This is a genomic window from Moraxella caprae DSM 19149 (assembly GCF_000426885.1).
GTDB classification, from domain to species: Bacteria; Pseudomonadota; Gammaproteobacteria; order Pseudomonadales; family Moraxellaceae; genus Moraxella; species Moraxella caprae.
Genome location: NZ_AUGF01000009.1, coordinates 62,108 through 84,404, shown reverse-complemented (window position 1 = coordinate 84,404; position 22,297 = coordinate 62,108). Strand labels below are relative to the sequence as shown.

22 protein-coding genes, 1 tRNA gene and 1 other RNA gene are annotated in these 22,297 nt (G+C 44.5%); 6 read left to right on the top strand and 18 right to left on the bottom strand.

Annotation, left to right across the window (positions count from 1 at the left end; translation table 11 throughout):
• Window positions 1–32: 32 nt before the first annotated feature.
• Window positions 33–223, top strand: a non-coding RNA gene (gene ssrS / locus K941_RS16750) — 6S RNA.
• 135 nt (window positions 224–358) lie between these two features.
• Window positions 359–434 (top strand) — tRNA-Asn (locus tag K941_RS0103970).
• A gap of 17 nt (window positions 435–451) precedes the next feature.
• On the opposite strand, the gene K941_RS0103965 is transcribed toward K941_RS0103970, so the two are convergent.
• The 3 genes from K941_RS0103965 to K941_RS0103955 are packed head-to-tail and all read right to left on the bottom strand — an operon-like array spanning window position 452 to window position 2,476.
• Window positions 452–1,066, bottom strand: a complete 615-nt coding sequence (locus tag K941_RS0103965; RefSeq protein WP_147287588.1) for a hypothetical protein — start codon at window positions 1,064–1,066, stop codon at window positions 452–454.
• Window positions 1,063–1,419: a hypothetical protein gene (locus K941_RS0103960; RefSeq protein ID WP_115341136.1), complete on the bottom strand. Its 357-nt coding sequence runs from the start codon at window positions 1,417–1,419 to the stop codon at window positions 1,063–1,065. Before K941_RS0103960 ends, K941_RS0103965 begins: the two co-directional genes overlap by 4 nt.
• A 40-nt stretch (window positions 1,420–1,459) precedes the next feature.
• Window positions 1,460–2,476: a bifunctional nicotinamide-nucleotide adenylyltransferase/Nudix hydroxylase gene (locus tag K941_RS0103955; RefSeq protein ID WP_051225856.1), complete on the bottom strand. Its 1,017-nt coding sequence runs from the start codon at window positions 2,474–2,476 to the stop codon at window positions 1,460–1,462.
• Between the two features lie 92 nt (window positions 2,477–2,568).
• Here K941_RS0103955 and nfuA point away from each other — a divergent pair, with 92 nt between their 5' ends.
• The gene (nfuA, locus tag K941_RS0103950; protein WP_029102586.1) at window positions 2,569–3,192 is read left to right on the top strand and encodes a Fe-S biogenesis protein NfuA; all 624 of its coding nucleotides are present in this window, start codon (window positions 2,569–2,571) and stop codon (window positions 3,190–3,192) included.
• 261 nt (window positions 3,193–3,453) lie between these two features.
• Here the strand turns inward: nfuA and K941_RS16745 are convergent, their stop codons facing one another.
• The 15 genes from K941_RS16745 to K941_RS0103870 all read right to left on the bottom strand — a co-directional run bounded on the left by K941_RS16745 (window position 3,454) and on the right by K941_RS0103870 (window position 17,924).
• Window positions 3,454–3,582: a methionine/alanine import family NSS transporter small subunit gene (locus K941_RS16745; protein WP_078274910.1), complete on the bottom strand. Its 129-nt coding sequence runs from the start codon at window positions 3,580–3,582 to the stop codon at window positions 3,454–3,456.
• Window positions 3,579–5,093: a sodium-dependent transporter gene (locus tag K941_RS0103935; protein WP_029102585.1), complete on the bottom strand. Its 1,515-nt coding sequence runs from the start codon at window positions 5,091–5,093 to the stop codon at window positions 3,579–3,581. The genes K941_RS16745 and K941_RS0103935 overlap by 4 nt, the downstream gene beginning before the upstream one ends.
• A 203-nt stretch (window positions 5,094–5,296) precedes the next feature.
• Window positions 5,297–6,070 carry an acyl-ACP--UDP-N-acetylglucosamine O-acyltransferase gene (lpxA, locus tag K941_RS0103930; RefSeq protein ID WP_084137666.1) on the bottom strand — a complete coding sequence of 258 codons (774 nt, stop codon included), beginning with the start codon at window positions 6,068–6,070 and terminating at the stop codon, window positions 5,297–5,299.
• Window positions 6,071–6,082: 12 nt separating this feature from the next.
• The gene (gene fabZ, locus K941_RS0103925; RefSeq protein ID WP_407662305.1) at window positions 6,083–6,571 is read right to left on the bottom strand and encodes a 3-hydroxyacyl-ACP dehydratase FabZ; all 489 of its coding nucleotides are present in this window, start codon (window positions 6,569–6,571) and stop codon (window positions 6,083–6,085) included.
• Window positions 6,572–6,623: 52 nt separating this feature from the next.
• Window positions 6,624–7,583 carry a UDP-3-O-(3-hydroxymyristoyl)glucosamine N-acyltransferase gene (gene lpxD, locus K941_RS0103920; protein WP_029102582.1) on the bottom strand — a complete coding sequence of 320 codons (960 nt, stop codon included), beginning with the start codon at window positions 7,581–7,583 and terminating at the stop codon, window positions 6,624–6,626.
• Window positions 7,584–7,585: 2 nt separating this feature from the next.
• Complete coding sequence (gene bamA / locus K941_RS0103915; RefSeq protein WP_029102581.1) at window positions 7,586–9,982, bottom strand: outer membrane protein assembly factor BamA; 2,397 nt, start codon at window positions 9,980–9,982, stop codon at window positions 7,586–7,588.
• 208 nt (window positions 9,983–10,190) lie between these two features.
• A complete protein-coding gene (gene rseP, locus K941_RS0103910) occupies window positions 10,191–11,543 on the bottom strand; it encodes an RIP metalloprotease RseP (protein ID WP_029102580.1) in 1,353 nt (450 codons plus the stop codon).
• A gap of 183 nt (window positions 11,544–11,726) precedes the next feature.
• Complete coding sequence (gene dxr, locus K941_RS0103905) at window positions 11,727–12,941, bottom strand: 1-deoxy-D-xylulose-5-phosphate reductoisomerase (RefSeq protein WP_036387417.1); 1,215 nt, start codon at window positions 12,939–12,941, stop codon at window positions 11,727–11,729.
• On the bottom strand, window positions 12,941–13,771 hold the full coding sequence (locus K941_RS0103900; RefSeq protein WP_029102578.1) for a phosphatidate cytidylyltransferase: 831 nt from the start codon (window positions 13,769–13,771) through the stop codon (window positions 12,941–12,943). Before K941_RS0103900 ends, dxr begins: the two co-directional genes overlap by 1 nt.
• A 120-nt stretch (window positions 13,772–13,891) precedes the next feature.
• Window positions 13,892–14,230 carry a hypothetical protein gene (locus K941_RS0103895; RefSeq protein ID WP_029102577.1) on the bottom strand — a complete coding sequence of 113 codons (339 nt, stop codon included), beginning with the start codon at window positions 14,228–14,230 and terminating at the stop codon, window positions 13,892–13,894.
• A 78-nt stretch (window positions 14,231–14,308) separates the two neighbouring features.
• The gene (locus K941_RS0103890) at window positions 14,309–14,602 is read right to left on the bottom strand and encodes a hypothetical protein (RefSeq protein WP_029102576.1); all 294 of its coding nucleotides are present in this window, start codon (window positions 14,600–14,602) and stop codon (window positions 14,309–14,311) included.
• A 90-nt stretch (window positions 14,603–14,692) separates the two neighbouring features.
• The gene (gene uppS / locus K941_RS0103885; RefSeq protein ID WP_029102575.1) at window positions 14,693–15,442 is read right to left on the bottom strand and encodes a polyprenyl diphosphate synthase; all 750 of its coding nucleotides are present in this window, start codon (window positions 15,440–15,442) and stop codon (window positions 14,693–14,695) included.
• Between the two features lie 279 nt (window positions 15,443–15,721).
• On the bottom strand, window positions 15,722–16,276 hold the full coding sequence (gene frr, locus K941_RS0103880; protein WP_029102574.1) for a ribosome recycling factor: 555 nt from the start codon (window positions 16,274–16,276) through the stop codon (window positions 15,722–15,724).
• A 137-nt stretch (window positions 16,277–16,413) separates the two neighbouring features.
• On the bottom strand, window positions 16,414–17,157 hold the full coding sequence (gene pyrH / locus K941_RS0103875; RefSeq protein WP_029102573.1) for a UMP kinase: 744 nt from the start codon (window positions 17,155–17,157) through the stop codon (window positions 16,414–16,416).
• A 125-nt stretch (window positions 17,158–17,282) separates the two neighbouring features.
• Window positions 17,283–17,924, bottom strand: a complete 642-nt coding sequence (locus tag K941_RS0103870; protein WP_036387436.1) for a DUF3108 domain-containing protein — start codon at window positions 17,922–17,924, stop codon at window positions 17,283–17,285.
• Window positions 17,925–18,206: 282 nt separating this feature from the next.
• Here K941_RS0103870 and K941_RS0103865 point away from each other — a divergent pair, with 282 nt between their 5' ends.
• The 3 genes from K941_RS0103865 (at window position 18,207) to groL (ending at window position 21,777) form a co-directional block, all read left to right on the top strand.
• On the top strand, window positions 18,207–19,682 hold the full coding sequence (locus K941_RS0103865; RefSeq protein ID WP_029102571.1) for an alpha/beta fold hydrolase: 1,476 nt from the start codon (window positions 18,207–18,209) through the stop codon (window positions 19,680–19,682).
• A 100-nt stretch (window positions 19,683–19,782) separates the two neighbouring features.
• The gene (locus K941_RS0103860; RefSeq protein ID WP_029102570.1) at window positions 19,783–20,085 is read left to right on the top strand and encodes a co-chaperone GroES; all 303 of its coding nucleotides are present in this window, start codon (window positions 19,783–19,785) and stop codon (window positions 20,083–20,085) included.
• 54 nt (window positions 20,086–20,139) lie between these two features.
• Complete coding sequence (gene groL / locus K941_RS0103855; protein ID WP_029102569.1) at window positions 20,140–21,777, top strand: chaperonin GroEL; 1,638 nt, start codon at window positions 20,140–20,142, stop codon at window positions 21,775–21,777.
• Window positions 21,778–22,297 lie beyond the last annotated feature (520 nt).

Here is a 22,297-nt window from a genome sequence, read left to right as displayed (position 1 = left end):
TCTTGAAATTTTTACAAAATTATCGTACAATAGAGCCACTGAAACATTCGCCAGTTGAGAATACACCTGAGCCGATAATCACACTTACAGGGTAATGACTGTTTGCTGTGGTGTGTATGCCCGCATCATCTGATGTATCGGGAAACCTAAAACAGCAAAGATTTACCCGCCTTGAACTACTTGGTTCATGGGCAACACTTGACAGCGGTGTTTCGGTTTTTTATTTTTTATGTTTTTAAAATATTGATTTTAAATAAAAATATTTTTAATCTCAAAATTTTTATCATTTTTTAAAAAATTTTCTTGACAAGATGTCAAAAATCTATATAATACGCAATCACTTGATACGACAAGTTATTCCCCAATAGCTCAGTCGGTAGAGCATCGGACTGTTAATCCGTGTGTCCCTGGTTCGAGCCCAGGTTGGGGAGCCATTTTTAAAAATCCTTTTCTATTTTGGAAAGGGTTTTTTATTTTTGGTTATGTCATTAGTTGCTTGGCACTGCCACCGACCTTGACGGATGTCTTGATACTTAGCCATGTCTGTCTTTGCCGTCTTGTTAGGCTGGTTTGACACCCAATGATACCGATAGATTTTATCATCTTTGGCATGAAATTCAGACAAATGCTCAGGTTTAACCGTATAATAATCACCGTTTTCATGATAACCAAACGCATCCAAATCCCACCCATACGAGTGATCATCACTCATCAGGATGTCTATTTGATTAAACCCATTTAGCAGGATAAAATTAGGGTTGTTTAATTTTTCCACAATGGGATTGCCGTTATCATCAAAATATTCATTAATAAAATCAAGCTCGCTCTCATCACGGCTCAGATACGCTCGCCCTACTGTCTCATCCGCCCTATCTTGTGTAAAATAAATCCGTCCATTATCAGTCATCAGTTTATAACTAAAACTTTGGCTAAATCGCTCTCGTTTGGTGCTATACATGACAATGATGTCATTATGACCGCTCGGAATATCATTTTGCCATGCATAGCTCTCTTGGTGCTTCCTGCCATCTTTACCCACTTCATTCATGTCAGCATAAAACTTCAAGGTATTGACATCATTACCATAACACAGATAAGCATGACCGCCAGAGACGTAATTTGGCTCATCATCATTATATTTTCGTCACTTCGCCCCTTGATATGAAGACGTGTGCCATCTTGATAACGGTTATGCCTACTCATCACGGCAAACACAGAAGGCTTGTCCATCTCAATAGACATCACATCATCCACAAGCTGATAACCGCCAAACGCCACCATACCCACCGCACTTATCATCACACGCTGATTGGGCAAAAGGCACATCATGCTCTGATAAGGCTTATCTTCGTCATGTTTTAAACAACCAATCAGCCCATCAGCATTTGGATGGCTGTTTGCATAAGCACAAACACTCATAAATATCATCAAACAAAGCAACCATCTCATCAAAGCACCCCTACAACCCCAACATCTTAGTGATGACACTATAATGATCTTCAAACATCATGCGACCGTCAAGCTCGCCAAGCGGTAGCCAAAACGCAAGGCTGGCATCATCGCCCCCTGCCACGTCAGGGAGCTTATCACCTGTCAGCTCAAAATAGAACACCGTCGTTACCGTCCGTCCACGAACCGAACGGTCAGGAGCGTCAAAGGTATGGCTTGCTTTTAGGGCATTGGGACTGATGATAAGTCCCGTTTCTTCTTGCAACTCACGCAAGGCACAGTCAAGCAAGCTCTCATCTTTATCCAAAAATCCGCCCGCCAACGCATACAGCCCACGCCCATACTCGCCCCCACGCTCGATAAGCAGCACATGACCTGCCTGCACCACCAACGCATCCGCCGTTACAAATACAGGTGGATATGGGGCAGGCTCCCACGCCTTTTGACAATCTAGCACATGACGGTATTCACGTTGCAGATGAGCAAAATCATCTGTTTGGGCAAATTTTTGTAAAAAAGCCACGCTCGGGGCAGGCATTTTATCTTGCCAATCATCGCCATTTTTTAGGCGTTCATCTAAAAAATACGCCCGTCTTAGCGGTGTGGCGGACAGATTTTCAAAACTGGATAACTCAACAAAACCCCAATCAGGAAATAACGACAAATAATACGAACTGTCATCCTTGGTATGCCCAATGATACCAATCTTGGCAGGTTCGTTTTGGGTGATGAATGAGACCGCTTGTTGGACGTTTTGTAGCCATTTATGGTCATTATAGAGCGTGTCATCAATGGGCATACAAATGATACGTTCACTATCGCCAGTATCATTATCAAAGGCTTTTAAAATCATGCTTTCACGCTCATCAAAGCTAAACGGATTTTTAATGGTGCGTGGGCTATTTGCCGAACCGATGAGCATGATGACGGTTTTGGCACGATTTAGGGCTTCACGCACGACAAATTCATGCCCATGATGAAACGGCTGAAATCGCCCGATAAACACCAAATAATCAAATTGAACCATGTTAAATTTCATTATTTAAAAAATTAGACTTGATAAAAGCGATTATGTTACCATAAAAGCATAAATTTTTATCTTTTTATTGAGTTTTTACCATGAGCGATTTGCAAAACGAACCTTTGAGCAGTAACATCATCATCACACCGAGTGCCCAAGACTATCTGGCAGAACTGCTTGCCAAGCAGGAAGTGGACGGCATTGGCGTGCGTATTTTTGTGGAACACGCAGGCACACCCCGAGCCGAATGCTGTATGAGCTACTGCCAGCCCGATGAGATTGACGAAGACGATTTGCAAATTCCTTATGATAAATTTGTCGCCCACATTGACGCACCGAGCATTCCTTATCTGCATGATGCGGTGATTGACTATAACAAAGACCGTTTTGGCGGTCAGCTGACATTTAGAGCCCCCAACTCAAAAGTCCCCCAAGTGGGCGAAAATGCCAGCATTGAAGAACGGATTACTTATGTTTTGCAAGCCGAGATCAACCCCCAACTTGCCAGTCATGGCGGTCATGTGGAGCTTTTGGAAGTCATCGAAGATGATGCAGGCAAAACCGCCGTGCTAAAATTTGGCGGTGGCTGTCAAGGGTGCAGTGCGGTGGACGTTACCTTACGTCAAGGCGTGGAAGTTCAGCTCAAACAACAAATTCCCGAACTGACCCAAGTCATTGACGAAACCGACCACACCAAAACCGAAAATGCGTATTATAAATAATTGGTTAAAAAAGATAAAAGGGCATGGATTTGCCCGTTTTTAATGCTCCGCTCTTTTAAATTTAGGTGTTGTTAATCAATCATGCTTTTAGTGGGCTTATGGGGGGCAAATTGCAATTTGCCCTGTGATGGAATTTTGGTTTTGAACAAGTGGATCACCCTCACACCCCAAAATAACAAATTATAAAAATCAAAATGGATTATGTTAAATAAATTTACCTTAAAAAACGGCAACTTATCATTGCCGTTTTTACTCTAATGGTTAATGGTCGCTTGGCACTTTATCCATGTCAATGTCGGGATTTTTGGTTAAGTGAATGATAGATAATATCAACCCACCCCAAACGATAGATAAAGCCACCACCATGACTGCTAATGCGGTACCGTTCATGCGTTTTCTCCTTCTATGGATTTATGCTGATGATGCGTGGCGTGAGCAGGTGCTTTGGTCAATAAGAATGAACCGAGTGCAAACACTGCCACCACACCCCAACCAAAGATAAGCTGAGTTGCCAAATCATAGCTGTCATAGCCCTTAGTAACCAGTGAAAACACGCTTAGCACCAACGCCACGATGAGCGAAATGGGCGTAACAATGGTCAGCATAAATGCCCAGCCCTTGCCCACTTTTACACTAGAAATGGCGTTGATGTGGTTCATGAGCTTATCCATGACAGGACGGTTGAACCACGTTACCCAAATAATGGACAAAATCGCCCCTGTTACCACGCCGATATTATTGGCAAAATGGTCAATCACGTCCACAAAGGTAATCGCCGTTTTGGTAGAAAATAAAGCGAGTGAGATGAGAGCCGATACACCACCGACCACGCTAACCGCTTTTTTGTGCGACCAGCCGAATTTGTCCTTGACCGCTGAGATTGGCACTTGTAGGATACTTGCCATGGACGTAACACCCGCCACAAACAGCGAACCAAAAAACAAAATACCAATGAGCGTGCCAGCGTCGCCCATGTTAGAGATGATTTTTGGAAAAGCGATGAACGCCAAGCCGATACCGCCCGATACCACTTCTGATACAGGCACGCCTGATTGGGTTGCCATAAAGCCCAGCACCGAGAAAATGCCAATGCCTGCCATGACTTCAAACGATGAGTTGGCAAAACCCACCACCAGTCCTGAGCCTGTCAAATTGGCATTTTTCTTTAAATAAGATGAGTACGTTACCATAATCCCAAAGCCAATAGACATGGAGAAAAAGACGTGTCCGTAAGCGGCAAGCCACACTTTGGGGTTAGCCATTTTTTCCCAGTTGGGGGTAAAAAAGGCATTTAGACCTGCGGACGCACCGTTTAGCTGTACCGCTTGCACGACCATGATGGTAAACATGATAACAAGGAGCGGAATGCAGATTTTATTGGCAAGCTCCACGCCTTTTCGGATACCGCCATACATGATAAACAACACCAACGCCCAGACGATAGCCACCCCGATAAACAGACTAGGCACAATGCCAAAATCTAGCCCCGAGCCATTTTGCAAATAATGTTCAAAGAAAAACGTCTGCGGGTCATCGCCCCACTGTTGCCCAAAGGCGTATAGGGTGTATTGCCCTGCCCATGACAACACGGACGCATAATAAATCCCGATGACGGTACACACCAGCACCTGCCACCAGCCCACGATTTCTTTTGATTTAATCATTCGCCGATAAGCGGTAGGCGGAGCTCCGTGATATTTTTGCCCTGCGACATAATCCAAAAACAGCAAGGGAAACCCTGCGGTTGCCAAAGCAATGAGATAGGGGATAAAAAACGCCCCACCACCATTTTCATAGGACACATAAGGAAAACGCCAAATGTTGCCCAAGCCTACCGCCGACCCAATCGCCGCCAAAATAAAGCCTGAGCGTGCCGACCAACTTTCTCGTTGTGTGGACATAATTGCTCCTTGTTAATGTTTTGGCAACTCCATTTAATGGGAAATTTACCCATTGTCATCTGTCATGCCAAATCTGTTAAATTTTGTAAAAATATTTTGTCCTGCATAGTTTGATTGAATCAATTAAAAAAGTCAAATAAATAAAAAAATAAAAACCCATAACAAAATATTATGGGTTAGTGATAACATTTGTAGACTTAAAATTAGCGAATCAGTCCACGCTTGCTGTTTTGTAGCGACTCGATAAACAACGCCACTTTTGGCTCATCCGCCACCCAAGTGGACAGCTCAGCAATCACGTCCGCCTTGATTTTACCAGAACGAAACACTACGTCATAGGCTCTATCCAACGTCTCAATGGTTTCTTTGCTCCACCCTTTTCGTCTCATGCCTTCTTTGTTTAGCCCATGCACTGTGGATGGGTTGCCCGATACGGTGGTAAAGGCACAGACATCTTTTAAAATCAGGCTCGCCCCACCAATCATCGCATAATCATCAATCCGACAAAATTGGTGTACACCCGTCTGCCCACCGACAATGATAAAATTGCCAATATGAGCATGACCTGCCACACCCACGTTATTGGCAAGGACGTTGTAGTCGCCCACCATACAGTCGTGAGCGATGTGGGTGTTTACCATAAATAGGTTGTTGTTGCCAATCTTGGTCAAATTACCACCGTCTGCCGTGCCACGATGAAAGGTACAAGACTCACGAATGGTATTATCATCGCCCACTTCTAGGTAAGTGGTTTCGCCTTTAAATTTTAAATCCTGCGGTATCTCGCCAATGCTAGCAAACTGAAAAATGGTGTTACGCTTGCCAATGGTTGTATTGTCGCCCACGATGACGTGCGATTTTAACATGGTGTCCTCGCCAATCGTGGTATTTTTACCCACAATAGAATACGCCCCAATACTTACGGTTGGATGTATGACAGCACTCGGGTCAATAATGGCGGTTGGATGTATGTTCATGACACTATCCATTTAGTCCAGCTTTTGACGGGCAATCATAATCTCAGCACTGCACGCCAGTTTGCCGTCCACATGAGCAGTACATTCAAATTTATAAATCTCACGCTTGGCGGTAACGAGCTTTGAGCGAATCACCAGCGTATCGCCTGTACTGACAAGTTTTTTAAAACGCACTTTATCCACACCTGCAAACAGATACAAATAACCATCTTCGGACGATTGCCCTGCACTGACAAACCCCAAAATACCCGACAACTGTGCCATCGCCTCTACCATAAGCACCCCCGGCATGACAGGATTATCGGGAAAATGACCGTTAAACAGCTCTTCGTTAATCGTGATGTTTTTATAGCCCGTAATCCAGTTATCTGCCGACACCGCTGTAACACGGTCGATGAGCATAAAGGGATAACGATGGGGTAAATACCGCTTGATGACGTGATAGCCAAATGGCAAGGTCAAGTTTTGAGCCGTTAGGCGTGCGTGGTCGCCATCGGTCATCAGTTCTAGGTCTAGGGTAGAATTTGTCATGAATGCGTCCATTTAAATAAAATCACTTTTGCCCACTTTGGCGAAACTTAATGGTTGCCCGACGCCAATCTTGGGTGGGCATGGCGGTCGTGCCTGATGAGTACGAGCCTGCCTTGTCAATGCTTTGGGCGACAAAGGTTCTGCCTGTCAAGGTTGTGCCGTCTGCAATGGTCAAATGCCCACTAATGCCCACACCACCCCCGATAATACAGCTTGCCCCAATGTGCGTACTGCCTGCCACCCCTGTCATGGACGCAATCGCCGTGCCACGCCCGATATGGACGTTATGAGCGATTTGCACCAAATTATCAATAATCACATCATCGCCAATCACAGTATCGCCCACCGCACCCCTATCAATGCAAGTGCTTGCACCGATACGCACACGATGACCGATGATAACACGCCCAAGCTGGTGGATTTTTTGCCAAGCCAGTCCGTCCGCTCCCATTTTTGGAGCAAAGCCAAAACCATCCGAGCCGATACTGGCATGGGCATGAATCTGCACCTCATCGCCAATCACACAGTGATGAGCGATAACAACGTGCGAGCCAATCTCACAATCATCGCCAATTTGCACAAAATCGCCAATGACGGCATACGCCCCAATTTTGGCATTTTTACCAATGGTGGCAGTGGGTGAGATGATGGCGGTGGAGTGAATACCATTATCGGCTTGATAATCAAACAAACCACTCACGGATGCATACGCCAAATACGCATCTTTGACAAGGATAACGGTGGTATCAGGCAGGGCGGGCAGTTTGCCAGCAAATCGTTCCGACACCAGCACCACACCCGCCCGAGCACCCACCAAATCAGACAGATAGCTCGCCTTTGCCAAAAACGCCAAACTGTCCTTATCGGCATCTGCCAAATCTGCCACACGGGCAACCAACACATGGCGATTTACCAAGCTGTCTTTATTTAGCACCGCTTGGCAACGCTCAATGGCACAGATAAGTTTATCCAAACCAATCATGATTAGAATACGCTACCGATTTGGAATTGGACATTTTCTACTTGGTCGCCCTCTTTTTCATTTAACGGCTTAGCATAACTCAAAGAGATTGGACCAATCGGGGTATACCATGTCACGCCCGCACCCACACTATAACGCAGCTCTTTATCCTGCTCAATATAAGTTAGGTTGTTATTGCTTACGCCCACTTCTGGTAAATTCACCAATTCCTTATCAAGCTTAGTGGTATCAAATACTTGACCTGCATCAAAGAATAACACAGGACGCACTTGGTCTGCCCAGTCGCCTTTAAATGGCACTGGTAAAATCAGCTCCGCCCCAAAAGTCGCCAATGCATTACCACCCACTTCTTCGCCACGGGTAGATCTTGTGCCATTTGCCAAATGTCTATAAGCTTGAGACTGAGGTCCTAATGATGATGCTTCAAAGCCACGTACCGAACCATAACCGCCAGCATAGAAGTTTTCATAAAATGGCAGGTTATTACCATAACCCAGACGAGCATGACCACGCAGTACCGTACCTTTCCATAATGGGTAATAGGCGTTTAGGCGGTAGCTGACTTTTTGGAACGTGTCATCACCAAACCCTAGGTTAAGATCAACGTTATGGCTCACCCCTTTGGTTGGGAATACGGGCTTATCAAGGCTAGAATAGCTCCACCCAAGCACTCCGCCATAAGTGGTATAATCATTAGTAAAGCTGACACCGTTAGTATCAATATCCGCCTTACCACCATCTTCTAACAGCTGTTTGACGTTAGAGATGCCCATCCACTGACCGCCACGCACTTTGGTTTTATCCATGGTAAAACCACCACTAATACGCTGTTTTTCATCAATGGGATAGCCATAAATTAGGCTTGCCCCATAAGAATCCAATACATAGTTGGAGATGTTTTTATCATCATATTTGGTCTTACGGTAGTAAGCATTAACACTTTGCGACACACCATTGACGGTAAAATAAGGGTCGGTCATGCCTAGGCTGTAATTGTCACGGGTCTCTGAACGGCTAAATGACATATTAGCACGGTTGCCCGTTCCCATAAAGTTGGATTGAGATAAATCTACTTGGAAGGTCATACCGCCACTTTGAGAATAACCTGCGGCGATGGTGGACGACCCTGACGGCTGTTCCTCGACCATGTAGTTAACATCCACTTGGTCTGGACTATTTGGCACAGGTTTGACATCGACTTTGACATCTTTAAAAAAGCCCGTTCTCATGAGTCTGGCACGAGACAGCTGGATTTTTTGGTTGGATGCGAGCGACCCTTCTAACTGACGCATTTCACGGCGTAGCACTTCGTCTTTGGTTTTTAGGTTGCCTGTGAAGTTAATACGGCGAACATAAACAGGACGCACAGGGTCGATATAATAATCCACATCAACTGTCAGGGTTTCATCATTAATGCGTGAGATGGGGCGAATTTGGGCGTAGTAATAGCCATCATCCCCGAATTTATTGGCAATGTCAGCAGTGGTCTCGTCCAACTCTTTTTGAGAGTAGGTACCGCCTTGGGTAAATTTGATTTTTTCAGCAAGCTCATCAGTACTATATGTTGGATTACCCAAAAACTGCGTTTGCCCAAATTTATACTGCTGACCTTCACTGACGGTCGTCTCAATAAAGACTTTCTTTTTCTCATCGTCGATGTTTAGGGTTGCATTATCAACATTGGCACGCACAAAACCATCATTTAGGTATTTGGCTTTGACATTTTCTAGGCTGGCATTTAGTTTTTCTTGGCTGTAACGGTCGGCTTTGGACAAGGGATTCCATTTTTTATCCTTAAGCACAAACTCATCTTTTAACTCTTCATCACTAAAATGCTCATTCCCGACAATATTAACATCCACAACTTTGGCGGGCTTACCTTCAACAAAGTTAATGTCTAACTTAACGCGGTTACCATCTAGCTCGGTCTGTTTAACCTCAATGTCGGCATTATAATAGCCCTGTGAGATGTACTGATTTTCAAGCTCGCTCTCCAAGGTCTGTATGGTTGCTTGCTTTAGCACATTACCAACCGCCAGTCCCGTACTCTCCAAGCCTTGCTTTAAGCCATCATCAGGAATGAGTTTATTGCCATCAAAATTTAGCTCAGCGATAATCGGACGTTCCACCACATGAAACACCACACGCCCGCCATCAACATCTGCCTGTACGTTGGCGAACTGCTCGGTGGCATATAACGCACGAATGCTGTCCGCCAACGCATCTGAGGTAAGTGCCTGCCCCACGCCCAAAGGCAGTGCTACTTGCAAACTCTGGGGGGTTACTCGGCTTAGTCCATCAAAGGTAATGCTACTGACCGTATCGTCAGCATAAGCAGTAGTCGCCATGACCATCATCACTGAGGCAGTTAAGGTTTTAGTCAGAAAAGAAGTACGCATAACAGATTCACTCAAAGTCGTTCAACTCATTAGCAATAACACCAAAAATATCTTTTACAAGTATATATTGATAATGATTGAATGGGCAGATGTTAATTAATCAAAAATATGGTGTAAGTTAAGCCAAAAAATCAATTTTGGCAAGTAAAATTATTAAATTTTTAAAAAATTTCTATAAATATTGCTCAATTATTACCAAAAGTCGCTATCAGCCAAAAACTCTTGATATGTCGTTACCAATGGCTAGCACCATGAAACCAAACAGCAATAACATGCCCACTTGTAGCCCTGCGATTTGTAATCGCTCACTCATGGGCTTACCCCGAATCAGCTCATAAGTATAAAACACCAAATGCCCACCGTCCAATACAGGTATCGGTAAAAGATTTAGCACGGCAAGCGACAGACTAATCAGCCCTGCGGTGGATAGCACCTGCTCCCAGCCCATTTGGATACTGTCTTTTGACACTTCGGCAATGGTAATCGGGCCCGATAAGTTGTCAAGCCCTATCAGCCCTGTTATCATCTTACCCATGGATTTCACGGTCATCACGGACAAATCATAAGTCTTGATAAAGGATTTTTGTAGGGCTTCTAATGGCGTATGGTTTACCGTCATTTTGTAATCATCGGGAACGGTGATTTTAGTCTCTTGCACCCTTGCTCCAATTTGCCCAACCGTGCGATTATCCACCTTGACCGCTCGGGGCATCACCTTGATGTCCATGTTTTGCCTATCTCGGACAACGCCAAACGTGAGCGATTTTTCAGGATTATTTTGGATAATTTCGGTGGCAGACAGCCAATCTTTTATCTCTTTGCCGTCAATATGGGCAATCCTATCGCCTGCTTTTAGCCCCATTAACGCCCCTGCTCCGTCAGCGGTGAGCGAGCCTATCACAGGCGGTATGTCAGGTCGCCAAGGCAACGTGCCAAGAGCGGTGAGTGGGTCTTTGCCCTTGTCCGCCCCTTGCATAAAGTCATTGACCTGCACGCTGTATTCGCCCTTATCGGTCGCCACCACCACTGCCCCACGCTCGCCCATGCGGTCAGCTAGGGCAAAATTCACACTCTCCCAAGTGGGCGTGTCTTTGCCGTCAATGGCGTGTATCGTCTCGCCCACCACAAGTCCGCTTGCATGAGCAGGGCTATCATTCACAATCCGTCCGATTTTGGTCGATAACTGCTCGCTTGGTTGCAAAAACAGCACAAAAAACAGCCCAATGGCGATGATAAAATTCATCAAAGGCCCTGCCAACACAATGGCGATTTTCTTTAAGGGGTGCTGATTATTAAACGCCAAATGTCGCTCATGCTCGGCAACTTCCCCTTCTCGCTCGTCCAGCATTTTGACATATCCGCCAAGCGGTATCGCACAAATGCGATAATCTATGCCCGTTTTGGGACTTGTCCAGCCAAACAGCCGAGTGCCAAAACCGATAGAATAAGTCAAAACCTTAACCCCGCACAGCCGTGCTACGATATAATGTCCCCACTCGTGCAAAGCGACAAGGGGTGTTAGGACAAGCAAGGCGGATAAAAATAAATATAAAGCGGTCATGCTTTTTGGGTTCTCTTAATTTTTGGGCGGTGTGTTCGCCACGACATTTACCGATTTTTGAAATATGGTTAAATGATAAATTTTAATCAATACAAGGGTTTGGTTTTAAGGTTTTGGATAATTGGGTAAATTTGGGCGAATAAATCACCCCTACGCATTTAAATTCAAAAAATACATTTAAAATCAATCCGTTAATTTTCTTAAATAAACATCCGTCCTATCTCGCACCCGTTTATCCAACGCCAAAATCTCGTCCAACTCATCAAAATGTCTGCCAAACTCCGCCCCTAGCTCATCGTCATTTAGCACACGCTCCACCGTGTCGGCGATGTCGGTCAGGCGAATGCGACCGTCCAAAAATGCCGAAACAGATACTTCATTGGACGCATTTAGGGCGATACACGCCCCACCGCCTGTCTGTATGGCATGACGGGCAAGCGTTAGGGATTTAAATTTATCCTTATCAGGGCGGATAAATTCTAAGGCGGATATGTCAAATAAATTCAAAGACTTAGCACCGCTCTCCATGCGGTCAGGGTACGCAAGTGCATGAGCAATGGGCGTTCTCATGTCAGGCGTACCGAGCTGTGCCAAGATAGAGCCGTCCACATATTCTGCCATGGAGTGAATGATACTTTGGGGGTGAATGGCGATGTCAATTTGGCTTTCGGACAAATTAAACAAATGACACGCTTCAATCAGCTCCAAGCCTTTATTCATCATGGTGTTAGAATCCACCGTGATTTTACTTCCCATGTTCCAGTTGGGGTGCTTGACCGCTTGGGCGACTGTGGCGTTTTTCATGTCATCATAAGATTTGTGCAAAAATCCACCACCGCTTGCGGTCAGCCACAATTTTTTTATGCCAAGCTCGGTGCGATGAATGGCGGTATTGTCGTCTTGCACCGCCTTTGGCAAGCATTGAAAAATGGCGTTATGCTCGCTGTCAATGGGTAAAATGACAGCGTTGTGCGTGCGTGCGGTGTTCATGACCAGCTCGCCTGCCATGACAAGGCTTTCTTTGTTGGCAAGTAGCACCGTCTGCCCTGCCCGAACCGCCGACAAGGTAGAGCCAAGCCCTGCCGAGCCGACAATGCCTGCCACGACTTTACCCGCCCCTTTATCGCTTGCCAACTCCGCCAAGCCGTCTTGACCACCCACCACGTCAATTGCCAAATTTGCCGACTTTAAACGCTTGGCAAATTCGTCCACCTTACCAGACGGCACACCGACACGGCTTGGGCGAAACTCCACGCACAAATCAAATAATTTATCCAAGCGACCAAAGCCCGATAAAGCGTACACAGGCAACCCTGCTAGGCGTGCGATGTCAAGCGTGCTGTCGCCAATTGAGCCTGTTGCTCCAAGGACTGTTAATGGCACTGTCAATGCCGTCATCACAAAAGCCCCTTTAAGTCGCCAAGAGCAGGCAATACACCCAAATACACCAGCACCAAGACCCCAAGAGCAAACACAGGCGCTGCCGACAGCAAACTATCAATGCGGTCAAGCACACCGCCATGCCCTGGTAGAATGGTGCCAGAGTCCTTAATCCCAGCTCGGCGTTTTAGCATGGATTCAAACAAATCGCCAAGCACACTTGCCAGTACTGTCAAGCCCGATAAACCCAAAAAGGCAACAAGTGCCACCGTGTCAAGTTTTAACCCAAAGCCCACGCCCACCGCCACAAGACTTGCCGTGATGATACCGCCAATCAGCCCTTCTATGGATTTGTTGGGCGAGACGTTGGGGGCAAGTTTGCGTTTGCCAAGTTTACGCCCGACAAAATACGCCCCACTATCGGCACACCACACCAAAAGAAACACATACATGAGCCACCAAGGCGACACTTGCCATAGACTATACATGGCGGTAATGCTGGCGGTCAAGATGACAATCCCCATAAAAAACAAGCGTTTGCCGTACCATTTTTCTTGGGCAGGATAAACCAGCACCCATTTGGTTGCCATAAGCCATATCCCAAAGGACAACACCCACCACACTACCCAAGAGACAGGCACAAAAATACTGACAAGCGTAACCACAAGCATGAGAGCAATAAACTGAGCAGGCTGTTTGCGTTTTGGCATGAGTTTTGTCCACTCATGGGACGCAATGAGCGTACCGACCGTCAAAAGTGGCAAAAACAAAAAGGGCTGACGACTGGCGAACATCGCCACGCCCACGATAATGACTAGGATGATTGCGGTTTTAATTCGTTGCCACATTTAAGGGTTTCCAGTTTTAATAATCTCAAAAATAATATAACACTCGTAAAGGTGCATATTACACACCGCTATTGGTATTGTGCTTTAAATGGTGCGTGATATGCACCTTATACTTAAAACTCAAACCACGATTTTTATCAAATAACGCATATAAAATAACGAAAACACTAATGCCACAATAGAAAAATAAACCACCCATTTTGCCTTTTGGTTGGCACTTTCTAATTGCTCGTTTGAAAATTGTCCATTGGTACAATAAAATTTTACCACTTTTTTAAAAATAAATTCACAAGCCAAAACAATCAATAACGTCACAGAAATCCAAATCGCCCCTTCTTTTCTTAATAGCATTACCAATACCATTTTATCCATTGCCATTATCATCACAAACAAAACAATTAACGGCACACTAATGGGTAATTTAAATAAATAACGGTAAGTTTTTTGCAATTCATTCATACAAACTTCCTTTTAATTCAACTTTATCACTTCACTCAATGGTGCGTGATACGCACCTTATGCCCAATGAATGATTTATCAATCTTGCCAAATGACCAAATAACCCGCCACCATCAAGCTGATAATATAAATAATCCAACCTATTTTATTAAAAATACTTAATTGATTTTGATTAAAATTTTGTTTAGCAAGCCATTTATCAAGAAAGGCATAAATACCAAATAACAAAACCGCCCAAATCACACCCAAGACAATAATAAACAATGTGTTATATTTTGGAATGGCAATAAATACACAAAATGACACGCTAAAAAATGCCGATTGAACGCCTTTATTTTTATCCAAAAAGTCGTATTTAAATAGGTTTTTCATTTTTCTATTACTTAAAATATTAAAACAAGTTGTTCTATTTCATTTGACATCAACTCACTATTTTTTTAAATGGCGTATTAAAATCAATCCTTAACTTTCGTTTTGCACCTGCTCACTGGTTTTACCAAACCGCCGTTCACGATTGCCAAATTCCGCCATCATCTCTCCAAGTTCATCAGGCGTAAAGTCGGGCCATAAAGTTTTGGTAAAAAACAGCTCGGCATAAGCCGACTGCCACAGCAAAAAGTTAGAAATACGCCACTCGCCCCCTGTACGAATGAGCATATCCACATCAGGCAAATCGGCAAGTTCTACATTTTGTCCGATAAGGCGTGCATTTATGTCGCTTGGGGCAAGCTCGCCTTTTTGCACCTGCATGGCTAATTTTTGGCACGCCTGAGCGATGTCCCATTGTCCGCCATAGCTGATTGCGATGACAAGCGTCATTTTGTCAAAATGGGCGGTCTTATTTTCTGCGTCTGTCATAAGGGCTTGCAGGTCGGAATTTAGCATTGACCTGTCGCCGATAAATCTTAGGCGAATTTGGTATTTGTTCATGCGGGGCATTTGCTCATGAATGGTGCTTTCAAGTAGTCGCATAAGCAAATCCACTTCCGCCTGTGGTCTTGCCCAGTTTTCAGACGAAAAGGCAAACACCGTCAAAACCTTAACGCCCCGTGCCAAACAATACTCCACAATGGGGTCGAGTGCGTCTTTGCCCTTGATATGCCCTGCCCCTGCCTGCAAAGCGTGAGCCTTGCCATAGCGGTTGTTACCGTCCATGATAATGGCGATGTGTTGGGGTAGGCTTAAAATGGGGGGTAATGGGGCGTTTGGCATGATAGATAGGCGGATTTGTCAATGATAAATGATACAAATAGGGCGAATGGCTCGCCCTATATAGGGCATGCTGAACCTTTGCAACACAATTTAACGTTTTAAAATATTTTAGAGATAAAACACTGTTTTTGCATGAAAAATGGCTAAATCTTGTTTTTCATCGTCAAAATCCTTGTTGATATTTTAATATCAACTGCGGACTTTTCCTTGAAAAACGTGCGATTTCCCCTATTTTTCATTGCAAATACAAAAGTTCAGCACGCCCTAAAAAGATATAACTTAGACTTCCATAAGCTCGCTTTCTTTTTTGGCAAGGCGAGTGTCAATCGCTTTAATAAAGTCATCGGTCAGCTTTTGAATGTCGGTCTCGGCACGGCGTTCGTCATCTTCGCTGGCTTCTTTGTCTTTGACCAATTTTTTGATGTCGCCTAGCATATCACGGCGGATATTACGCACCGACACACGGGCAGACTCGGCATCAGAGCGAGCCAATTTTTGCATATCCTTACGAGTCTCTTCGGTCAAGGCAGGCATTGGCACACGAATTACGTCTGCGGTCATGGGGTTAAGCCCCAAATCCGCTTCACGAATTGCCTTATCCACCGCTTGCACCATAGAGCGGTCAAAGGGCTGTACAAGCAGAGTACGACTGTCTTCTACGTTCACGCTTGCCACTTGGTTTAGGGGCATGTCCGAGCCATAGTAGCTGACCATGACGCTTGACAAGATACCAGGGTGAGCCCGTCCTGTACGCAGTTTGGCAAACGCACTTTCTAGAGCTTCAAGCGATTTTTCCATACGGGCTTTGCCGTCTGTTTTGATTTGGTTAATCATAAGGGTTTCCTATTTACAATATTTGCTAAACATTGATTTTGTTAAATCAAGGTGAATATGATTCACCCCTACCAATCGGTATGATAAGCAAGATTTAACACTTTTTAAAGTTGATTTTAAATTCAATAAAAATTGAATTAATGATACACTCGTGTACCTTCTTTTTCGCCCATGACGACATTTAATAGAGCATTGGGTTTGTTCATGTCAAACACCTGCAACGGCACGTTGTGTTCACGGCATAGGGCAATGGCAGTTAAGTCCATCACGCCCAATTTGTCTTCTAAGGCTTTGTCAAAGGTTAGGCTGTCGTATTTAACCGCATCGGCATGAACGCTTGGGTCTTTGTCGTACACACCGTCCACTTTGGTCGCTTTTAAAATCAACCCCGCTTCAATCTCAATCCCACGCAAGCACGCCGCCGTATCGGTGGTAAAAAACGGATTGCCCGTACCTGCCACAAAAATACACACCTCGCCATTATTTAGGTGGCGAATGGCTTCACGGCTAGAATACGGCTCGCCAATGGTGGCTATGTTAAGAGCGGACATGAGACGGCATTTGATGTTACGGCGGACTAGGGCATCACGCATGGCAAGACCATTCATCACGGTGGCAAGCATGCCCATTTGGTCGCCTGTAACACGCCCGACAAGCCCTTCTTTTTGTAGGGTGCTACCACGATACAAATTACCACCCCCAACGACAATCCCCACTTGCACGCCAAGCCCACGCAAATGAGCGATAGACAGGCTCATCTGGTCAAGAATGGACGCATCAATACCCATGTCCTTACCCCCTGCTAGGGCTTCGCCTGAGAGTTTTAGTAGGATACGAGAGAATTTTGGATTTTTGTCGTTGGGGTTGTTAATGTCTGACATGGCACACCTGTTATAATTTAAATACAAATTAAGTAATTTTATCACATTTTGCCAAATATTGTAAAATTAAAAAGGGCGAAACCTTGTCCGCCTTTTTATTTTTAAATTTGTCTTTGATTTACCTATTAATTCACCTTAGTCAATTCCATGCTAATGACTTTGCCGTCATTGGTTTGGCTGACTTTGATAGGTAGATAATTTAGGCTTGGGGCAAGCCAAAAGCTCGTGGCACGCCCTTTGTCATCATGCACACGGTCAATGCGAATGGCGTCATAAGTACCCGCAGGGACGGTGATTTTGCTACTGCCCGAATGTCTAAATTTGGTGGCTTCTATTTCATTTTTCTTAACCAAATGATAATTACCGCTAAACTTATCGTTAATCAGCTCTTGACGGATTTGAGCTTCTAGACTCAAATCATCATAGGCTTGTCCGTTCATTTTTAAGGTGGTGGATTTACCCTTATAAGTACTAACCACCGATTTGACAGAGTTATTAAACTTGATATTATGAGTACGCCCCACACCCAGCACTTTAACTGACATATTGGAGCTAGACGGCACAATTCTGCCATTAGATAAGCTAAAATTTGCCGATTGGTTCACGCTTGCCACGCCTGCGGCACTGGCTTTGACGTTGTAGCTGTAATTATTGCCATTTTTGGTCAAAGTGCGTGTTGCCGTGCCATTTCTGCCATCTACTTTGACCGCATAAGTGGCAGAAAAGCCCGATAAATCCGTCGCATTGGCAGATAGTGTCGCCCCCATGGCAATGCCTGTGGCAACAGTGGCAGTTTTGAAAAATTTATTTAATACAGACATAATCACTCTCTTGCTTTGCAAATTAATTTAAAACATGGGCTTATTATTGACATTTTTTGTTACAATTACAAGGGCGATGGCGTGATGATTTGTAGCATTTTGTGAGAAAAATTTCTCAAACCATATTTTATTTGCCATTATCATAAAGCAAACTAATCATTATGCATATTTTGTTACATTTTATGTTATCATATAACTTTTAAAATTTTGTTAGTTTGTGGGTTTTGTATGACTTTAAAATTATTAAAATCATTTTTAAAATATATCACTATTTTTATCGTCGCACTTATCGCCATTTTACTGTGCTTTTATTTATACCTTATCAGTGGGTCTACCAAACAAGGCGACATCACTTGGCATTCTTGCTACCGCCCTGCCTACTGGTCGTGGTTTATCCTACCGCCACCCACCAGTTTACAATGTGCCACTTTGTCTGTGCCTGTGGATTATGTCAAGCCTGACGGCAAGCACTTTGTGATTCCCTTGACACGCCTGCCAGCCACAGGCGATGACATTATTGGCGATTTGCTCTTACTAAGCGGAGGGCCGGGCGGTCATAGCCTTGATATGAGTACAACAATGGGGTCTGATGAATACAGTCAAGCCATCAAAGAGCGTTTTCATATCTTAGGCTATGCCCCACGAGGGGTTAAGCCCTCCACCCCTGCCATTGACTGCGGTGGGGTAGAAGAAGAGGGCAATGCCAAAGCCTATATGGACGCTTGCATACAGCATACAGGGACGGACATTTTGCCTTTTGTCAGCTCAAAAGAAGTGGTGATGGATTTGGACAGTATCCGTCAAGCATTACAAAACGACACTTGGTCAATGGTTGGCTACTCTTATGGCACAAAACTGGTTGCCAAATATGCCGAACATTATCCCAAAGCCCTAAGAGCAGGCGTGGCAGATGGTGTGGTGGATACGGCGGAGGATTTGGAGACTATTTTGTTTAACCAGCAAAAACACGCCCAAATCGCCTTTGATGGTTTTATGAAGTCCTGCCAAGCCCCTTGTGTCTTTGACAAAAATAAAGAGCCAAACCAAGCCTTTTTGGACACCTTAAACACCATCGCCCAAAAAGATTTAAAAGACAAAGACGGCAAAGTCATTGACCAAAAGGCACTGATAGGCGTTTTTGGCGAGAGTATGAACGATGAGAGTGCTTGGCAAACAATGCACCAAATGTTTGATGAGCTAATACAGGGCAACACCGACACTTATGACTTTGAAAAACTAATTGCCAAAATTGGCGAAAAAAGTTTTAGCTCGGACGCTTTATCCATCATCAACTGTGCTGACTCTGCCCCCAAACTTGACAAAGACGATTACATCAAATCCGCCAAAGCCATTGACAACCAAAGCCAATTTGACAATTACAAAACTCGTCCTGACGATGAATATCTAGATTCTTGCTATTATTGGCAGTGGACGGCAACGGACGATTTAAATGAAAACTTGGTCAATGATGACACACCCAACTTACTTTTTGTCTCTTATGAATACGACCTTGCCACCCCACTGCCCAACGCAATGACGATGGCAAAAAAGTTTGACGACCCTTTGATCGTGCTATCAGGACAATATGGGCATACGGTGAGCTTATTTGGCACAAACGCTTGTGTGGACGACTATGTCAGCCGTTATTTGCTTGACCCCAAGAGCGATTTTGGTGATAAACTTTTGTTTTGTGCCAAGCCGTGATGAAAAAATTTTAATTTTGCCCCTTGAAAAATTTTTAAGTAACCGCCATTTTTGGGCTAATCCGTTTTACGGTAAGTTTAAAATAATTTGGAGAAATCTTATGTCAATTCGTCCTTTACACGATCGTATTGTCGTTCGCCGTACCGAAGAAGAGCAAAAAACCGCAGGCGGTATCCTGCTCCCTGGTTCTGCCCAAGAAAAACCCCAACAAGGCGAAGTGATTGCCGTGGGTAACGGTCAGCTTGTGGACAACGTTAGCCTATTTTCAAGTGGCGTACGTCCCCTAGATGTTAAAGTGGGCGACAAAGTGCTATTTGGTCAATACGCAGGTCAAACCGTCAAAGTGGACGGCGAAGAGTTGCTGATTATGAAAGAATCTGACGTATTGGGTGTTTTGGAATAATTTGAAAACCCAAAATCAATCGCAAATTAAATTTTTAAAAAAGAGAGAATAAACATGGCAAAAGATGTAAAATTTGGCGTATCCGCCCGTGAAAAAATGATTGACGGTGTCAATATCCTAGCAGACGCAGTCAAAGTTACCCTAGGCCCAAAAGGTCGCAACGTGGTGATTGACAAGTCTTTTGGAGCGCCAACCATTACCAAAGACGGTGTGAGCGTGGCAAAAGAGATTGAGCTTGAAGACAAATTTGAAAACATGGGTGCTCAGCTTGTCCGTGAAGTGGCTTCAAAAACCAATGACGTGGCAGGGGACGGCACCACCACTGCCACCGTACTTGCCCAAGCCATTCTAGTAGAGGGCATGAAAACGGTCGCTGCTGGCATGAATCCTATGGATTTAAAACGTGGCATTGACAAGGCAACCCGTGTTGCCGTTGAGCAAATCCACGCCTTATCTACCCCTGCCGATGATTTTAAGGCGATTGCTCAGGTGGGTTCAATTTCAGCCAACTCCGATACCAAGATTGGCGAGCTAATCTCAGAGGCCATGAAAACAGTCGGCAAGCAAGGCGTGATTACCGTAGAAGAAGGCTCTGGCTTTGAAGACACCCTAGAAGTGGTTGAGGGTATGCAGTTTGATCGTGGCTATATCAGCCCATACTTTGCCAATAAGCAAGACAGCTTGACGTGCGAATTTGACAATCCTTACATCCTACTTGTGGACAAAAAGATTGCCAATATCCGTGAGATTGTGCCACTACTAGAACAAGTCATGCAAACCAGCCGTCCGCTACTTATCATCGCCGAAGACGTGGAAAATGAAGCGTTGGCGACACTTGTGGTAAACAACTTGCGTGGCGGTCTAAAAACCTGTGCCGTTAAAGCCCCTGGCTTTGGCGACAGACGTAAAGCCATGCTCCAAGATATTGCCATTTTGACAGGCGGTATCGTGATTTCAGAAGAAGTGGGCCTGTCTCTTGAAACTGCCACACTTGAACACCTAGGCACAGCCAAAAAAACCACCGTTGGCAAAGAAAACACCGTGATTGTGGACGGAGCAGGCGACAAGGCTCAAATTGACAGCCGTGTTGAGTCTATCAAACGTCAAATCGAAGAGTCCACGTCTGATTACGACAAAGAAAAACTGCAAGAACGTGTTGCCAAACTCTCTGGCGGTGTGGCGGTCATCAAAGTCGGTGCTGCCACCGAAACCGAAATGAAAGAGAAAAAAGACCGTGTTGATGACGCTCTACACGCCACCCGTGCAGCGGTAGAAGAGGGTATCGTACCAGGGGGTGGTGTTGCCCTAGTGCGTGCGTTGTCTGCATTGGCTGAACTAAAAGGCGACAATGACGACCAAAATGCAGGTATCAATATTCTACGCCGTGCTATGGAAGCCCCACTTCGCCAAATTGTAACCAACGCTGGCGATGAAGCGTCTGTGATTGTCAATGAAGTCAAAAACGGCTCTGGCAACTACGGCTATAACGCAGCGACAGGTCAGTATGGCGATATGCTAGAAATGGGTATTCTTGACCCTGCCAAAGTAACTCGCTCTGCCCTAGAACACGCCGCCAGCGTGGCAGGTCTTATGCTCACTACCGAAGCGATGATTACCGACAAACCTGCTCCAGAAGCCCCTAATATGGGTGCTGGCATGGGCGGTATGGGTGGCATGGGCGGTATGATGTAATCACCTAGCTATCAGTTACTGGCTATCCAAAAAAATCCTGTCGTTATGGCAGGATTTTTTTTGGTCAAATCTTTGGTAAATGCCAAAAATTCACACTTATCCACAGGGTGTTTTATTCTTGATGGTGCGTGAAACATTTTACGATAAATGTCCAATCTATCAAAATCTAAGCAAACTCATACTTATAAGTTATTGATTTTAAATGGATTATTTTTTTATAAAATTATGTATAAATTTCAATCAATTAACCGTCATCGCCCATCATTACAGCATTTTCACATAAAATTACAAAGTTATCCACAGGCTTATCCACAGCTTTTGGGGATAAATTTTTGGCAAATTTTAGCCATAAAAAATGACAAGTAAAAACAATCACTTGCCAATTTTTTGATGATATAGCCAAACAAATTTGAAATAAGACAAGGAAAACAAGCGAAGTTGTACAAGTAGTACTACGAGCGAGTTTGACGCAGTATTATTTCAAAGTTGGCAGACTATATTTGCTTTATCCTGTCTGTGA

Excerpts from the sequence above, each read along its gene's own strand:
- K941_RS0103960 (WP_115341136.1), bottom strand. The coding sequence starts at position 1,419 with ATGAGTGTTTGTGCTTATGCAAACAGCCATCCAAATGCTGATGGGCTG.
- K941_RS0103955 (WP_051225856.1), bottom strand. The coding sequence starts at position 2,476 with ATGGTTCAATTTGATTATTTGGTGTTTATCGGGCGATTTCAGCCGTTT.
- nfuA (WP_029102586.1), top strand. The coding sequence starts at position 2,569 with ATGAGCGATTTGCAAAACGAACCTTTGAGCAGTAACATCATCATCACA.
- K941_RS16745 (WP_078274910.1), bottom strand. The coding sequence starts at position 3,582 with ATGAACGGTACCGCATTAGCAGTCATGGTGGTGGCTTTATCTATCGTT.
- K941_RS0103935 (WP_029102585.1), bottom strand. The coding sequence starts at position 5,093 with ATGTCCACACAACGAGAAAGTTGGTCGGCACGCTCAGGCTTTATTTTG.
- lpxA (WP_084137666.1), bottom strand. The coding sequence starts at position 6,070 with ATGAACATACATCCAACCGCCATTATTGACCCGAGTGCTGTCATACAT.
- fabZ (WP_407662305.1), bottom strand. The coding sequence starts at position 6,571 with ATGACCGATGGCGACCACGCACGCCTAACGGCTCAAAACTTGACCTTG.
- lpxD (WP_029102582.1), bottom strand. The coding sequence starts at position 7,583 with ATGATTGGTTTGGATAAACTTATCTGTGCCATTGAGCGTTGCCAAGCG.
- bamA (WP_029102581.1), bottom strand. The coding sequence starts at position 9,982 with ATGCGTACTTCTTTTCTGACTAAAACCTTAACTGCCTCAGTGATGATG.
- rseP (WP_029102580.1), bottom strand. The coding sequence starts at position 11,543 with ATGACCGCTTTATATTTATTTTTATCCGCCTTGCTTGTCCTAACACCC.
- dxr (WP_036387417.1), bottom strand. The coding sequence starts at position 12,941 with ATGACGGCATTGACAGTGCCATTAACAGTCCTTGGAGCAACAGGCTCA.
- K941_RS0103900 (WP_029102578.1), bottom strand. The coding sequence starts at position 13,771 with ATGTGGCAACGAATTAAAACCGCAATCATCCTAGTCATTATCGTGGGC.
- K941_RS0103895 (WP_029102577.1), bottom strand. The coding sequence starts at position 14,230 with ATGAATGAATTGCAAAAAACTTACCGTTATTTATTTAAATTACCCATT.
- K941_RS0103890 (WP_029102576.1), bottom strand. The coding sequence starts at position 14,602 with ATGAAAAACCTATTTAAATACGACTTTTTGGATAAAAATAAAGGCGTT.
- uppS (WP_029102575.1), bottom strand. The coding sequence starts at position 15,442 with ATGCCAAACGCCCCATTACCCCCCATTTTAAGCCTACCCCAACACATC.
- frr (WP_029102574.1), bottom strand. The coding sequence starts at position 16,276 with ATGATTAACCAAATCAAAACAGACGGCAAAGCCCGTATGGAAAAATCG.
- pyrH (WP_029102573.1), bottom strand. The coding sequence starts at position 17,157 with ATGTCAGACATTAACAACCCCAACGACAAAAATCCAAAATTCTCTCGT.
- K941_RS0103870 (WP_036387436.1), bottom strand. The coding sequence starts at position 17,924 with ATGGGGGCGACACTATCTGCCAATGCGACGGATTTATCGGGCTTTTCT.
- K941_RS0103865 (WP_029102571.1), top strand. The coding sequence starts at position 18,207 with ATGACTTTAAAATTATTAAAATCATTTTTAAAATATATCACTATTTTT.
- K941_RS0103860 (WP_029102570.1), top strand. The coding sequence starts at position 19,783 with ATGTCAATTCGTCCTTTACACGATCGTATTGTCGTTCGCCGTACCGAA.
- groL (WP_029102569.1), top strand. The coding sequence starts at position 20,140 with ATGGCAAAAGATGTAAAATTTGGCGTATCCGCCCGTGAAAAAATGATT.